The 13,973-nt window shown below is 71.8% G+C and carries 15 protein-coding genes; 7 read left to right on the plus strand and 8 right to left on the minus strand.

Features of this window, described 5'->3' with window-relative positions:
• Positions 1-29 precede the first annotated feature (29 nt).
• From ACQEU8_RS11255 to ACQEU8_RS11270, 4 genes are all read right to left on the minus strand, one after another.
• Positions 30-2,498 (minus strand): ATP-binding protein, encoded by a 2,469-nt coding sequence (locus ACQEU8_RS11255; protein ID WP_433099444.1) that lies wholly within the window; start codon positions 2,496-2,498, stop codon positions 30-32.
• 108 nt (positions 2,499-2,606) lie between these two features.
• The gene (locus ACQEU8_RS11260) at positions 2,607-2,966 is read right to left on the minus strand and encodes an STAS domain-containing protein (RefSeq protein ID WP_433099446.1); all 360 of its coding nucleotides are present in this window, start codon (positions 2,964-2,966) and stop codon (positions 2,607-2,609) included.
• Between the two features lie 481 nt (positions 2,967-3,447).
• Positions 3,448-4,296: a 3-hydroxyacyl-CoA dehydrogenase family protein gene (locus ACQEU8_RS11265; protein WP_433099448.1), complete on the minus strand. Its 849-nt coding sequence runs from the start codon at positions 4,294-4,296 to the stop codon at positions 3,448-3,450.
• 190 nt (positions 4,297-4,486) lie between these two features.
• Entirely contained in the window at positions 4,487-5,140 is a 654-nt protein-coding gene (locus ACQEU8_RS11270; protein ID WP_433099450.1) for a TetR/AcrR family transcriptional regulator, read from the minus strand.
• 80 nt (positions 5,141-5,220) lie between these two features.
• Here ACQEU8_RS11270 and ACQEU8_RS11275 point away from each other — a divergent pair, with 80 nt between their 5' ends.
• From ACQEU8_RS11275 to ACQEU8_RS11295, 5 genes are all read left to right on the plus strand, one after another.
• Complete coding sequence (locus tag ACQEU8_RS11275) at positions 5,221-6,009, plus strand: ABC transporter ATP-binding protein (protein ID WP_433099452.1); 789 nt, start codon at positions 5,221-5,223, stop codon at positions 6,007-6,009.
• A gap of 53 nt (positions 6,010-6,062) precedes the next feature.
• On the plus strand, positions 6,063-6,818 hold the full coding sequence (locus ACQEU8_RS11280; protein WP_433099453.1) for an ABC transporter permease: 756 nt from the start codon (positions 6,063-6,065) through the stop codon (positions 6,816-6,818).
• 125 nt (positions 6,819-6,943) lie between these two features.
• The gene (locus ACQEU8_RS11285) at positions 6,944-7,516 is read left to right on the plus strand and encodes a cob(I)yrinic acid a,c-diamide adenosyltransferase (RefSeq protein WP_433099455.1); all 573 of its coding nucleotides are present in this window, start codon (positions 6,944-6,946) and stop codon (positions 7,514-7,516) included.
• Positions 7,513-8,151 carry an HAD family hydrolase gene (locus tag ACQEU8_RS11290; RefSeq protein WP_433099457.1) on the plus strand — a complete coding sequence of 213 codons (639 nt, stop codon included), beginning with the start codon at positions 7,513-7,515 and terminating at the stop codon, positions 8,149-8,151. Before ACQEU8_RS11285 ends, ACQEU8_RS11290 begins: the two co-directional genes overlap by 4 nt.
• Positions 8,152-8,178: 27 nt before the next feature.
• A complete protein-coding gene (locus ACQEU8_RS11295; RefSeq protein WP_433099459.1) occupies positions 8,179-9,021 on the plus strand; it encodes a hypothetical protein in 843 nt (280 codons plus the stop codon).
• 54 nt (positions 9,022-9,075) lie between these two features.
• On the opposite strand, the gene aac(3) is transcribed toward ACQEU8_RS11295, so the two are convergent.
• Complete coding sequence (gene aac(3) / locus ACQEU8_RS11300; protein WP_433099461.1) at positions 9,076-9,924, minus strand: aminoglycoside 3-N-acetyltransferase; 849 nt, start codon at positions 9,922-9,924, stop codon at positions 9,076-9,078.
• A 40-nt stretch (positions 9,925-9,964) separates the two neighbouring features.
• Complete coding sequence (locus ACQEU8_RS11305; protein WP_433099463.1) at positions 9,965-10,576, minus strand: hypothetical protein; 612 nt, start codon at positions 10,574-10,576, stop codon at positions 9,965-9,967.
• Positions 10,577-10,872: 296 nt separating this feature from the next.
• Here ACQEU8_RS11305 and ACQEU8_RS11310 point away from each other — a divergent pair, with 296 nt between their 5' ends.
• Together ACQEU8_RS11310 and ACQEU8_RS11315 are read left to right on the plus strand one after the other, a co-directional pair.
• A complete protein-coding gene (locus ACQEU8_RS11310) occupies positions 10,873-12,183 on the plus strand; it encodes a sensor histidine kinase (RefSeq protein WP_433099465.1) in 1,311 nt (436 codons plus the stop codon).
• Entirely contained in the window at positions 12,180-12,869 is a 690-nt protein-coding gene (locus tag ACQEU8_RS11315; RefSeq protein WP_433099467.1) for a response regulator, read from the plus strand. Before ACQEU8_RS11310 ends, ACQEU8_RS11315 begins: the two co-directional genes overlap by 4 nt.
• Before the next feature lie 43 nt (positions 12,870-12,912).
• Here ACQEU8_RS11315 and ACQEU8_RS11320 read toward each other — a convergent pair whose 3' ends face one another.
• Both ACQEU8_RS11320 and ACQEU8_RS11325 read right to left on the minus strand, forming a co-directional pair.
• Complete coding sequence (locus ACQEU8_RS11320; protein WP_433099469.1) at positions 12,913-13,371, minus strand: DUF2550 domain-containing protein; 459 nt, start codon at positions 13,369-13,371, stop codon at positions 12,913-12,915.
• A 149-nt stretch (positions 13,372-13,520) separates the two neighbouring features.
• Positions 13,521-13,904 (minus strand): F0F1 ATP synthase subunit epsilon, encoded by a 384-nt coding sequence (locus tag ACQEU8_RS11325; RefSeq protein WP_433099471.1) that lies wholly within the window; start codon positions 13,902-13,904, stop codon positions 13,521-13,523.
• Positions 13,905-13,973: the final 69 nt, after the last annotated feature.

Consider the following 13,973-nt stretch of genomic DNA (forward strand, 5'->3'; position numbering starts at 1 on the left):
ACGCTGCCGGGTTGCGGCGGGTGCCGTCCCTACGACGCCGACGGGTCCGCCGAGCCGGAGGCCGGGCCGTCGCTCGGCGAGCGGTCGGTTGCCGTGCCCGAACCCGTACTGTCCGAGGGGCTGTTCGGAGGTTTCTCGGAGGTCGGGTCGTCGCTGGGGGTGGGCGACGGGTCGTCGGACGAGGGCGGATCGTCCGGAGAGGAGGACGGGGGGCGCGACGGCGAGGAGGGCGGGTCGTCGGGTGACGACGGTGGCTTCCCGGGGCTGCTGGGGTCGTCGGGGGCGCTGGAAGCGCCCTGGGACGAGCTCGGCGCGCCCTCGGGTGTCCCGGCGTCCTGCGAGGGGGCCGGTCCGTCCGTGCCGGGCGACTGCCTGCCCGCGGCGGGCTGCCGCTGGTCCGGTCCGCCGCTCGGGCTGTCGTCACCGGGCGATTCGTCGCCGGGAGCGTTGTCCTGGTCGTCCTGCGAGGTGGAGGAATCAGGGCGTACGGAGTCCGGTGGGCCGTCGTCGTCGGAGATGGTGCCCAGGGTGACGACGGTGCCGAGTACGGCGGCGAGCAGCGCACCCGCGCCGGCCGCCGCCATGTTCCGCTTGCTGCTGGTGAAGGCCCGCCAGCCGCGCGGCGCACTGTGCCGGCCGCCTCCCTCGCCGGGCGATCCGGAGCCGGTGGGGGCCGCCGTACCGCCGGTCGGCGAGATCAGCGTCGCCCCCGGCTCCTGCTGCGCGACGGCGGCGGACAGCACCGACGTGGTGGCGGCATCGGTGTCCGTGCCGCTCCCCTTCCCTGCCGCGGGAGCGCCCAGGGCAGGTGTATCGGCGGGGTCGGGGAAGGCCGCGGGGGTGGCGACGGGGGTGTCCCCGCCCGGCGAGGGAACGGCGGGGGCCGGGTGGGCAGCGCTGCCGGGCGGCAGGCTCGGGGTGCCTGCGCCCGTGAGCCGGTCGGTCACCAGCGCCAGCGCTCTGCGGCCCGCGACCATGCCGCGCTGCTCGGCGAGGGTGCCACGCAGTCCGAGCGCCGTCTCCAGCTCGGAGCGGGCCCGCTCGGGGTTGCCCGCGGAGAGGGCGAGGATGCCCAGCTCGTGATGGAAATAGGCTTCCTCGGCGAGCTCGCCCGAGGCCCGTGCCGCCTCCTGGCCGCAGCGCAGCACCCGCTCCCAGGCGCTCCACCGCATCCCCGCCGCCAGTACGGGCGCTGCCGTACGGGCCAGCAGCACGGCGGCGCTGGCGTTGCCACCGCGCTGGGTGGCCCGTGCGGCGGCGAGCAGCGCGTCGGCCTCCAGCGCGACGCGGTCGGCGGAGACCGTGGGCTGACCGGACCACCAGCTGTAGTGCTGTGCGGCGGCGAGGGCGTACGCCGTGCCGCCGTCCGCGTAACCGGCCTCGGTGAGCTGGGCGGCGACGCCCGCCGCCAGCTTGAAGTGACCGCCTGCCGGGCTGATCAGCCCGGAGGCCAGCAGTTCGCCGAGGCTGTCCTCGGCCTGCGGGTCGCCGACCAGTGCGGGCAGCTGGGCGGGGTGCGGGAGTTCTCCGTCGAGCGCGAGAGCCAGCCGCAGCGCGCCGCGTCCTGCCTCGGGGAGCGCGGCGGCCAGCAGCGGTGCCAGCGCCACGTCCTCCGACAGACCGGGAACGACGCCGCCACTGCCCTGGAGCCGCAGCAGCGCTCCGGCCTGGACGAAGCGCAGCGGCAGCCCCTCGGAGTCGAGCCACAGGTCGGCCGCCCAGTCGGCCTCGTCGTCGGTGAGCTGCCGGTGGACCGCCCGCTCCAGCAGCTCCACGCAGGCGGTCCGGCTCAGCCCGGGCAGGAACACCTCTTCGACATGGGAGCCGGGGGCGGGCGCGGTCACATCAGGGGTGGCGGTGAACAGGAAGGCGCACTCGGGCGTGGCCCGCAGCAGCTCGTCGAGGGCCGCGCCGCCGAACTCGAGGTCGTCGACGAGGACGACGGCGCCGATCCCGCCCAGAGCGCCGACCAGCTCGGCCTTCCCCGGGCGGTGCAGCGGGGCGCTGTACACGGCGGCGAACAGGTCGTACATCAGATCGCTGGGCGTGCGGTGGTAGCCGCTGAGGCGGACCACGCCGTCCGGTGCGAGGGAGGCGACGTCGCCGGCGACGGCGTCGAGGAGGACGCTGCGGCCGGATCCGGGCGGCCCGGTGAGCCGGACGGAGCGGCCGCGGGAGAGCAGCCTGGAGAGCCGCTCCCGCTCCTCGTCGCGCTCCAGCAGGCTGCCGGGCGGGAGCGTCGCCGCGGCGGTGACCGTCTCCGGCGCGGGACGGTCCTGCGGGGCGATCTTGGGCGGGGTGCCGCGCTGCTCCCCCGGCGGGCAGGGTTCGATCTCGCTGCCGTCGACCGGGTTGACCGTCACGAGGTACTGATCGGCGACGAGCCGGACAGCCCGGGCCGGTTCGCTGCCGGTCCCGCTGTCCGGTTCGCCGCTGGTCACGCCGGTGGGCGCGGGCTCGTCCCCGTGTGCGTAGCGGTCGCTGCCGTGCCGTTCCATGTCGTCATGTCTCCCAAGAGCAGGTGGCGCGGCCGACCGACGGGGTCGGCCGCGCGGGCTCCATTGTCCAGGAAGCGACGGGGTGCCGGGACGGTACCGGCGCGATTGTCATGGCTTCGCCAGAATGCCTGACTGTCCGTGCCCGGACCTGGCAGCCGGTGAGCCGGCCGGCGCGGGGGTCTCGATGGCGAGAATCCGGTGCAGCCGGGTGGCCACCAGCAGGCGCTGCATCTGCGGGGGCACCTCGCGCAGGACGAGCCTGCGGCCACACCGTCCCGCGCGGCGGTGTGCGCCCATGATGACGCCGAGGCCCGTGGCGTCCCACGAGTCGAGTTCGGCGAGGTCCAGCACGAGGTCGCCGTCGCCCGAGTCGACGGCTGCGTGCAGGACCGTACGGGCGTCCGCCGCGCTGCGGACGTCAAGACGACCTCCGACGACCAGCTCGGCGTGGTCGCCCCTGATGTGCATATGCGCTCCTATGGTCGCGGAGTGGTGTGCTTCCTTATGACTGTCGCGCCTCTGCGGTTGCGGCCCCACCGGCTGCGGCTCACCGGTGCCCCCATCACAGATGACTGGCGCCCCGGTGGTGGAGTTGCCGTCCGTGTCCTGACCGATACCGACTTTCACCCTCCCGAGGGGTGCCGAACGCTGTTGTCGCGGGGGTCGCTCCTTCCTCCCCCAGCCTCCGGCCGGGAGGTGCCCCCAACCCTCGCCGTCGTACGTCCTGCCGCGCCGGCGGGAACGAATGCGAGGGCGTCGTCTGCGCACCCCGTGGTGAGAGCATTTCTGCCGAGTGACCGGGGGCGGAGTCCCACATGGGTTCCCCGATCGGGGGCTGAGCCCTCTGGAACGCTGTCCGCCGCGGCGGTGGGGGAACCACAGCGGCAAGGGTCCGGCGGAGAGGAAGAGCCGGGCAGCCAGGGTGTCCGGCTGCCTGTCCGGCCAGGACTCAGTGCGGGTAGAAGCCCTGGCCGGTCTTGCGGCCCAGGTCACCGGCGTCGACCATGCGCCGCATCAGCTCCGGCGGGGCGAACTTGGCGTCCTGGGACTCGGTGTGGATGTTCTCGGTGGCGTGCAGCAGGATGTCGACGCCGGTCAGGTCGGCGGTGGCGAGCGGGCCCATGGCGTGGCCGAAGCCAAGTCGGCAGGCGGTGTCGATGTCCTCCGCTGAGGCGACCCCGGACTCGTAGAGCTTGGCGGCCTCCACCACGAGTGCCGAGATGAGGCGGGTGGTGACGAAGCCGGCGACGTCCCGGTTGACGACGACGCAGGTCTTGCCGACCGACTCGGCGAACTCCCGTGCGGTGGCGAGGGTTTCGTCGCTGGTCTTGAGGCCGCGCACCAGCTCGCACAGGGCCATCATGGGCACCGGCGAGAAGAAGTGCGTGCCGACGACCCGCTCGGGGCGGCCGGTGGCCGCGGCGATCTTGGTGATGGGGATGGCGGAGGTGTTGGAGGCCAGCACGGTCCGGTCGCCGACCAGCTTGTCGAGGGTGGCGAAGATCTCCCGCTTGACCTCGATCTTCTCGAAGACGGCCTCGACGACGATATCCGCCTCGGCCGCCGCGTCCAGATCCGTGGTGGTGGTGATACGGCCGAGCGCGGCTTCCGCGTCGGCGGCGTCGAGCTTGCCCTTGGAGACGAACTTGTCGTAGGACGCCTTGATGCCGTCCCTGCCGCGGGCGAGCGCCTCGTCCGTCACATCGCGGAGCGTCACGTCCCAGCCCGCCTGAGCGGAGACCTGTGCGATTCCGGAGCCCATGAGTCCGGCTCCGATGACGGCGAGCTTCTTCGCCACGTTCTTCACCCTCACTTCGTCGCGCCGACCCGCGCGCCGGCTGTTGCGGCGTGCCCCAGCGCCTTGTGAATGACCGTCCGTTGGGCGGACATTAGCGCCTCTCGGCAAGGCATGGGGGGCGAAGAGACACGTATCACGTCTCACATGGCGGACGTCACACCGTGCGTCCGTAACGTCGGCGCCGGGCCCATCAGCCGGGTTTGACCGCGTACTTGAGGAAGCGTTCCGAGACGAGCTGCTCGTAGGTGTCCAGCTTTCGGAGCGCGTCGGTCGCCGTCTGTTCGGGTGACATCCCCGCGGCGACGGCGCGGGTCGCGCCCCGGAAGAGCTGGTTGCTGATGTGCACCAGTTCCCCGGCGACCAGTTGGGGCATGGGGTCGTCGGGCTCCGCGCCGGTCTCCTCGGCAAGCGTCGCGGTGAGCCGTTCGGCGGTCCGGTACTGCAGGAGCATCATCCGGGCCAGCAGCGAGGGCGCCTCGTGGATGCAGCGCATGAACTTGTCATAGCCCTCGGTCACCCCGGCATAGACGCTGCGGTCCTCGATCTCCGCGCGCAGCTTGCCCAGCACGGCCTCGGCCGCGGACTGGCCCGGCAGCCGCTCCCGTACGAAGCGGGAGGGGCGGTCGATCACCTCCTCGGCGCGGTCGAAGAAGAGGTCCTCCTTGGTCGGGAAGTAGTTGTAGACCGTGTTCACCGAGACGTCGGCGGCCTCCGCGATCTCGGAGATGGTGACCGCGTCGAAGCCGCGGTCGAGGAAGAGACCCGTGGCGATGTCGGAGATCCGCAGCCGGGTCTCCCGCTTCTTCCGCTCCCTGCGGCCCTCCTGAGGGGCAGTGCTGGTCATGACCCCATCGTAGGCCGTCATGGGGTCGGCCAAATTTTGGAGTGGTTGCAAGTTTTAAGTTGCTCTGTTTTTCTGGTGCCATGCCAGCAGCCATCCACACCGCCGGGCTGACCCGGACCTTCCGCACCAAGTCCCGCACCGTCGAAGCCGTACGCGGCATCGACCTGACCGTCGAGCAGGGCGAGATACTCGGCTTCCTCGGGCCCAACGGCGCGGGCAAGACGACCACGCTCCGAATGCTCACAACCCTGCTCCCACCCACCTCCGGCACCGCGACCGTGGCCGGCCACGACCTGATCGCGGACCCCCGGGGCGTGCGGGAGCGGATCGGCTACGTCGCGCAGTCCGGCGGCGTCGACCCCACCGTGAGCGTCCGCGAGGAGCTGACCACCCAGGGCAGGCTCTACCGGCTCGGCAAGGCCGAGGCCGCCCGCCGCACCGGGGAACTGGCCCGCGAGCTCGGCCTGAGCGCGCTGCTCGACCGGCCCTGCGGTGCCCTCTCCGGCGGTCAGCGGCGCCGGCTGGACATCGCCATGGCGCTCACCCACAGTCCGGCGCTGCTCTTCCTCGACGAACCGACGACCGGGCTCGACCCCGGCAGCCGCGCCGATCTGTGGCAGCTGGTCCGCCGGCTGCGCGACGAGCGCGGCATGACGGTCTTTCTGACCACGCACTATCTGGACGAGGCCGACGCACTCGCCGACCGGCTGGTGATCGTGGACGACGGCCGGGTCGTCGCACAGGGCACCTCGGACGAGCTCAAGGAGACCTACGCGGGCGGGGGCGGCGCGAGCCTCCAGGACGCCTTCATCGCCATCACCGGGCGCAGTACGCAGCGCGAGGCGGACGAGACGCCGGTAGCCGTCTGACCGCCGTACCGACCCCAGCCTCACCGACCCCAGAGAGAACGGACAACACTTCCGTGTCCCACCTGTTCACCGACACCGGCATCATCGCCGGCCGCTATGTCCGGCAGACGGCGTCGTCCAAGCTCGGGCTGCTGTTCGGGGCGCTCCAGCCGCTGCTCTTCCTCGTACTGTTCGGGCCCCTCCTGGAAGACCTCCACCTCGGCGGGGGCGGTGACTCCTGGCAGACCCTGGTGCCGGGACTCCTCGTCCAGCTCACCCTGTTCTCCTCCGCCTTCGCCGGGTTCACCATCCTGATGGAGAAGCACAACGGCGTGGTCGAGCGGATGCGGGTGACTCCCGTCAGCCGGCTCGCGCTGTTGCTAGGGCGCCTGCTGCGCGATGCGCTTCAGCTGTTCGTGCAGTCGCTGTTGCTCGTCCTGGTCGGCGTCGCCATGGGGCTGCGCGCACCGGTGGCGGGGATGCTGCTCGGCTTCGTACTGGTCGGGCTGCTCGCCGCGTCTCTCGCCTCGCTGTCGTACGCGCTGGCCATGCGGATCAACTCCCCGCAGGAGTTCGCGCCTGTCATCAGCTCCCTCAACATGCCGGCGGTGCTGCTGTCCGGCATCCTCCTGCCGATGAGTTTGGCGCCCGGCTGGCTGGACGCCCTCTCGCGCTTTGTGCCGTTCCGGTACGTCGTCGACGCGGTACGGGGCGCTTTCGCTGGGAACTATGCGGATGGCTCCGTCCTGCTCGGCGCTGCGGTGGCCGGCGCCTTGGCCGTGGTGTCCCTGGGGTTGGGCACGCGGGTGTTCCGCAAGGTGAGTGCGTAGGGCCTTGCCCCTGCTCGTGGCTTGCGGACTGCGGGTGCCTTGGGGCTGGTCGCGCCCACGCGGCGGAGCCGCACATGAACACAGCCCCGCGCCCCTTCGGGGCGCGCCCCCGTTACCCTCGGCCCATGGTTAACCTCACGCGGATCTACACCCGAACCGGCGACAAGGGCACCACAGCGCTCGGCGATATGAGCCGTACCGCCAAGACCGATTCCCGTATCGCGGCGTATGCCGACGCCAATGAGGCGAACGCCGCGATCGGGGTGGCGCTGGCCATGGGGGAGCTGGGCGAGGAGATCCGGGCCGTGCTGCTGCGGGTGCAGAACGACCTGTTCGACGTAGGGGCCGACCTGTCGACGCCGGTGGTGGAGAACCCCGAGTTCCCGCCGCTGCGGGTCGAGCAGGCGTACATCGACAAGCTGGAGGCCGACTGCGACCACTTCCTGGAGGGCCTGGAGAAGCTGCGCTCCTTCATCCTTCCGGGCGGTACGCCGGGCGCGGCGCTGCTGCACCAGGCGTGCACGGTCGTCCGCCGTGCGGAGCGCTCCACCTGGGCGGCGCTGGAGGAGCACGGCGAGACGATGAACCCGCTGACCGCGACGTACCTCAACCGCCTCTCCGATCTGCTGTTCATCCTCGCCCGTACGGCCAACAAGCCGGTCGGCGACGTGCTGTGGGTACCGGGCGGCGAACGGTGAGCAGCCCTGCCCCTGAACAGCCCGCGCGGCCCGCGCTGCTGATGGACCTGGGCGGGGTGCTGGTGGAGGACAAGCTGTCGGCCGCCGCCGCCAAGTGGTCGGCCCGGCTGGGCATCACGGAGCGGGACTTCGTCACGGCCGTCTACGCGGGCAACGACTCCGAGGTGCTCGTCGGCCGGATGAGCGGCCCCGCATGGTGGTCCGTCGTCCGCGAACGGCTGGCGCTGGACGAGGACGGCGTCGCCGAGCTGCGCCACGATCTGGCGGGCGAACCGGTATGGGACCGGGCGCTGCTCGACGTGGTGGCCGGTCTGCGCGGCCGGGCGCGTACGGCGTTCGTCAGCAACGCCTGGCCGGACGCCCGCCCGAACCTCGCCCCGTTCCTGTCGGTCGCCGACGAGGCCGTGCTCTCCTGCGAGGTGGGCTTCGCCAAGCCCGATCCGCGGATCTACACGCACACGCTCCGACTGCTGGGCGCCGCCGCCGAGGAGTCGCTGTTCGTGGACGACGTCCCGGAGAACGTCGAGGCGGCGCGCGCTCTGGGCATGGCGGGCCATCTCCACACGGACTCCGCCGACACCCGCGCCGTCCTCGAGACGTTCGCTGCCCGGCTGCCCCAGGCCGACAGAGACTGACCGAAAATGAACGAGTACTGTGCCCGCATGTCGATACCGGGGGCCCAGCCGCAGCAGCCGTACTCACAGCAACCCACAGCCACCGCAACACCCGCGTACCAGTTCAATCCGTACGCACAGCCGCAGACTCCGCCCCCGGGGCCGCCAGGGCAGCCGCCGGGCAGCACCGGACGCGGCGGCGGTCCGCGCTGGCTGTGGGCGCTGGGCGGCGTGGTGATCGCCTCCGTCACCTGGGCCGGGACGCTGATGGCCACCGGCGCGCTGGACAAGGACGCCGCCGACTCGGCCACCGCGGACTACCAGGGCTACCGCTTCCACCACGACATGTGCGAGACGGCGCAACTCAAGTCGTTCCAGCAGAAGTACAAGATCCAGAAGTCGGCCTCGGACGACCCCGACGGCTACTCCTCGCGGCAGAAGGGCCTCGACGTCAGCTACTGCAGCCGCACGATGGTCGAGCACGGCGAGACGTCGAAGACGCCCCCGACCACCTACGTCTCCACCACCGTGAAGTGGCACAAGAAGACCGACCCCGCGGGCGAGTTCGCCTCCGAACAGCGGACGTGGGAGGACCAGAAGACCGGCACGTACCAGTACAAGGTCTCCCCCGTCGAGGGCTTCGGTGACGAGGCGTATCTGATCAAGGAGAAGCGCGGCGACAGCCTGGGCAGCCTCAAGCTGGAGGTGCGCGCCGGGTGGATGACGTACGAGATGAGCTGGAGCTGGTTCGGCGGCGGCATCGACGAGGATTTCGAGCCACCGTCCGAGTCCGCCGTGACCGGCTGGATGAAGAAGGACACCCGCGCCACCCTGAAGGCACTTGAGAAGCCGGACTCCAAGGAAGCCCCAGGACGCGACCCGGGCGCGTAGCGGGCCCTCGGCTCGTCTGCGGTGCCGCCCCGGTCTCCGTGCGGGCCCGCCGCCCTACGCGGTGATGTTCCGCTCGATCCACTCCACCCCGAAGCGCACCAGCTCCGCCGCCTCGAACAGATGGCTCTCGGCCGCTCCGACCCGGCCTCGTACGCCGATGCCCGCGGCGAGCGCCTCCTGGGCGATGACGGTGAACGGCCAGACGCCCTCCGGTACCGCCTGCCCGTAGTCGAACGCCTCGTCCTCGGTGTCGATGTCCCAGTAGCGCTGCCAGACCCGGTTGCCGTCGGCGTCCAGGACCGGGACCTCGTAGCTGAGATGGCGCTTGCCGGGCGCCTGGGCCAGCGCCTCGGCGTGGTGCAGGATCGTGAGCGTGTCGAGCGGGGCGCCCAGCAGCAGCACGCGCCCCCCGGCGGCGACGAGCCTGCCGAGCGCTCCCCGCGCGCCGTACGGATCGTCCCAGGGCACGTCACCGACCAGTGCCTCGGCCCGCGCGCCGAAGGCCACGAAGCTGTCGGGGTGCCGGGTGCGCAGGGCCCCCGGCACGCGGCGCAGCGCCTCGGGAAGGCGGCCGTTGTCGTGCGTGCCCTCGCTCAACTCCGGGTCGTACGCCGGGTGTTCGGCCCGCACGGCCTCCTGCCACGGTGCGGGCCAGTCGGTGAAGTCGTGCGGCGGCGCGTCGTTCCAGCCGCTGTAGACGAGCAACGTGCCCTGCTCGCCCAGCACCTCACGCAGGGCCGCGATCACGGTGAGCGGGCCGCCGGGCACATAGCCGAGCGCGGAGAGCGCCGTATGGAACATGACGGTGTCACCGGGGCGCAGACCCAGCGCCGTGAGCTCCCGTACCAATCGGCTGCGGGTGACCGGCCCGTCGGAGCGGGCCAGCAGTTCACGTTCGTCCATCCGGCGAGCGTACGAGGATCAAGGATGGCTCGGCGTCCAATTATTTCCGGACACCTGTGTCCTGCGGGTCGCGCTGCGCCGGCGGGCGCTCCTGTTCCGACGGCCGTGAATCCGCGCCGCCCTTGGGGCGCTTGGGCCAAATCGTGTAGCTCAACGCGATGACCAGGCTGATTCCGGTCACGAAGGCCATCCGGGTCTGCCACTGGCGCAGCGGCTCGGTCTGCTCGGCTCCGCCGACGTACCAGATGGCGAGCTGGAGCAGCGCGGCGGCGATGACGGCGCCACCGATGGCACGCGCCCCCATCTTCCACTCGTGCACCGCGCGCGCCGTACCGTAGCGCGGCGGCTTGGCGGGGCGCGGGCCCCGGCCGAGCAGGTGTGCGGCATGGCCGTCCGCCCACTTGACCATGTAGTGGCCGTGGGTTGCGGTGAAGCCGATGTAGACGGCCGCCAGACCGTGCTTCCAGTCGGGCTCCGCGCCGTTGCGCAGATCGATCGCGGTGACCACCAGCAGCACCACCTCAAGCAGCGGCTCGCACAGCAGCACGGCGGCGCTCGTACGCGGCATCCGCGCCAAATAGCGCAGCGCGAACCCCACTGCGAGGAGCACCCAGAAGCCGACCTCACAGGCGATGATCAGCATCACGATCATGAATGAACGCCCTCCTGGCGTCTGTCCCCTCGCGGGGCTGATGGCGGACTGCTTCCGGCCGCCGTGCCTCCCCCCGTGGCGGACGCGGCGGCCGGACGCGCCCTTCCACCTTCGCGTTCCGGGACCGCCCCGGGCGTCGTCGCCCGTGACGATTCACGGCGCCGCGTACTGCATCGAAAGATGCAGTGGCGCCGTACGGACGCTCAGCCGGGCGCGGGAGGCCACGCGCCGGCGGCCGGATCTAAGCTGGCCCGACAACCGGTCGAACCGCCCCGCACGAGCCACCACATGGAGCAATGACCCCCGCAGCCGCCACGATGTGGAACCGCACGGTGCGTGGACTGCGCCCGCACCAGGACGATGTGCTGATCGCGGTGGCCGGGGCGGCCGGCGGTCTGCTGCTGTGGGCGTTCGGGCTCAACAGCAGCCCGCTGTGGGAGCGCGGCCCGCGCTGGCTGGTGCTGATTCCGCTCGCGGTGATGTGTGTGACCGCGCTGCTGCGCCGTACGGGACAGCCGTACGTGCTGTTCATCGGTATCGCCGCCCAGGCGGCCGACGTGCTGATGGGTTCGCTGCTGGCGACGTTGATCCTGTTCACGGATGTGCTCTACGCCGCCGTGCTGTACGGCTCCCCGCGCCTCGCCCGCGGGGCGATCCGGGGCTCGGTGGCGGTGACCGTGCTGGTCACGGCGGGGCTGCTGATCGCGTTCCAGGAGCCCGAGATGCTGCTGATGGGCGCCGCCTGCGCCGGTGTGCTGATCGTTCCCACCAGCACCGGTGAGGCCATCCGCAGCCACCGCGACAAGGCGGCGGCCGAACGGCTGCGGGCCGAGCAGACGGCGCTGCTCGCGGAGCTGGACCGCAAACAGGCGGTCAACAGCGAACGCGCCCGGATGGCCCGCGAGCTGCACGATGTCGTCGCCAACCACCTCTCGGCCATCGCCATCCACTCCTCGGCCGCGCTCTCCTTCCCCGACTCCCACGACAGCAGCGGCGCCACCCGCGACGCGCTGGGCGTCATCCGCGAGAACAGCGTCCAGGGGCTGGCCGAAATGCGCCGCCTCATCGGACTGCTGCGCAACGCGACCGGCGCCGAGGAACCGGCGGCCACGCCCTCCCTCGACGGGCTCGACGCTCTGCTGGCCCGGGCCCGGGCCACCACCGACGACGGCCGTACGTTCACACTGATCGACCGCCGCGCCAAGGGTGAACGGCTGCCGGCGCCCGTGGAACTGGCCGCCTACCGCGTCGTCCAGGAGGCCGTCACCAACGCGCTCAAGCACGCCGCGCCCGGCAACGTCACCGTCGAACTGGACCGGGACGGTGGCAAGCCCGGCACCCTCGGCATCCGCGTCCTCAGCCCGTTGAGCAGCACCCCCGTCGACGACGACGGCCCTCGCGCACCCGGCGCCGGCGCGGGGCTCGTCGGGATGCGGGAGCGGGTGGAGCTGCTGCGCGGCGAACTGACGGCAGGGCCCACGACCGGTGCCGGGGGCGAGCCGGTGTGGCAGGTGCACGCGGTGCTGCCCGCACCGCACGAGACGGGCGGCGCCGCCACCGGGACCGGCGCACCGCGCCGCTACGAGCCAAGGGAGACGGAGTCGTGACAGCTGACCGGACCATCCGTGTGCTGGTCGCCGAGGATCAGCAGGCCGTACGCGCGGGGCTGGTGCTCATCCTCCGCAACGCCCCCGGCATCACCGTGGCCGGTGAGGCGGGCGACGGCGAGGAGGCCGTACGACTCACCCGCGAACTCGCCCCGGACGTGGTGCTGATGGACATCCAGATGCCCCGGCTGGACGGGGTGGCGGCCACCCGGCAGATCGTCGGCGAACGCCTCGCCGATGTGCTGGTGCTCACCACCTTCGACCTCGACGAGTACGTCTTCGGCGCGCTCCGAGCGGGCGCCTCGGGCTTTCTGCTCAAGGACAGCGAGGCAGCGGCGGTGGTGGACGCGGTGCGTACGGTCGCACGGGGCGAGGGAATGATCGCGCCCGCCGTGACCCGCCGTCTGATCGCCGAGTTCGCCGGCTCGACGGCGCCGCGCTCGTCGGACGTGTCCCGTACCTCCGCGGAGCCGCCGCCCGGACTGGACGAACTCACCCGGCGGGAGCGGGAGGTGCTCGGCTGCCTCGGCCAGGGGCTGTCGAACGCCGAGATCGCCACCCGCCTCACCATGGCGGAAGCCACCGTCAAGACCCACGTCAGCAGACTGCTCGCCAAGCTGGAACTGCGCAGCCGCACCCAGGCCGCCGTACTGGCCCAGGAGTGGGGCGTCACAGCCCCGCCGTGACGCCCGCGGCCCCAAGAGGCGCAGGCGGGCCCACAACGTCCGGCTACGCCACGTTCACGCGCTGCCCCGGGGGTGCCGCCTCCAGCCAGGCGAGGAAGCCCGTGAGGGCGTCCTCGCTCAGGGCGAGTTCAACGCGTACGTGGTCGGGGCCCACCGCGCACGCCAGCACCACGGCGTCGGAGAGCAGCGCCTGCTCCTCCTCGCCGAGCGGGGAGCGCCGCTCCAGAACATCAATGGCCCCGCGCACCAGATGGCGGCGGGGCCTGGGGGCATAGGAGAAGACGCGGAACCATTCGATGCGGTCCCCGTTGTAGCGGGCGATGCCGTACGCCCAGCCTTTTCCTTTGGGGTCGGCGGCCTCGGACTCGGAGACCGCCCAGCGCAGATTGCAGTCGAACGTTCCGCCGGACCGCTGGATGAGCCGCCGGCGTACCCCGAAGGCGAAGAGCCCCGCCATCACCAGCAGGACGACCACGCCGCACAGCAGCAGAGCGAGGACCATCTTCACCGACCTCCTCGCTCTCTCCGGGACCTGCTGCGGGCAAGTCTCTCAAACCCTGCTGTATGGCTTCAGCCGCGGACGGACCCGGATAATTCCGGGACCACCCGCGGCTGAGGGTCGTCGTTGCGCCGGGTGTGACGCGACAAACGTCAGCGTGCGGCCGTCACCGCTCGCAGCCGGACGTCGGCACGCTTCTCGGCGTCCTCGTCGGCCTTGGACTTGGCCTCCTCCAACGCGCGCTCCGCCCGCTCGACATCGATCTCGTCGGTCAGCTCCGCGACCTCGGCGAGCAGCGAGAGCTGGTTGTCGGCGAACGAGATGAACCCGCCGTGCACCGCTGCGACGACGGTGCCGCCGCCGCTCTCGCCCGTCGTACGGATGGTGACCGGGCCGGACTCCAGCACGCCGAGCAGCGGCTGGTGGCCGGGCATGACACCGATATCACCCGAGGAGGTGCGCGCGACGACCAGGCTGGCCTCACCGGACCAGACCTTGCGGTCGGCGGCGACCAACTCGACGTGCAGCTCAGCCACTGTGGCTCCTCAGACTGGGATGGGGAAAGGATAAGGGGTGCGGCGCGGGGGCGAGTACTCGCACCCGCC

Origin of the sequence: Streptomyces sp. CA-250714, from assembly GCF_050936705.1 — a bacterium.
GTDB lineage: Bacteria > Actinomycetota > Actinomycetes > Streptomycetales > Streptomycetaceae > Streptomyces.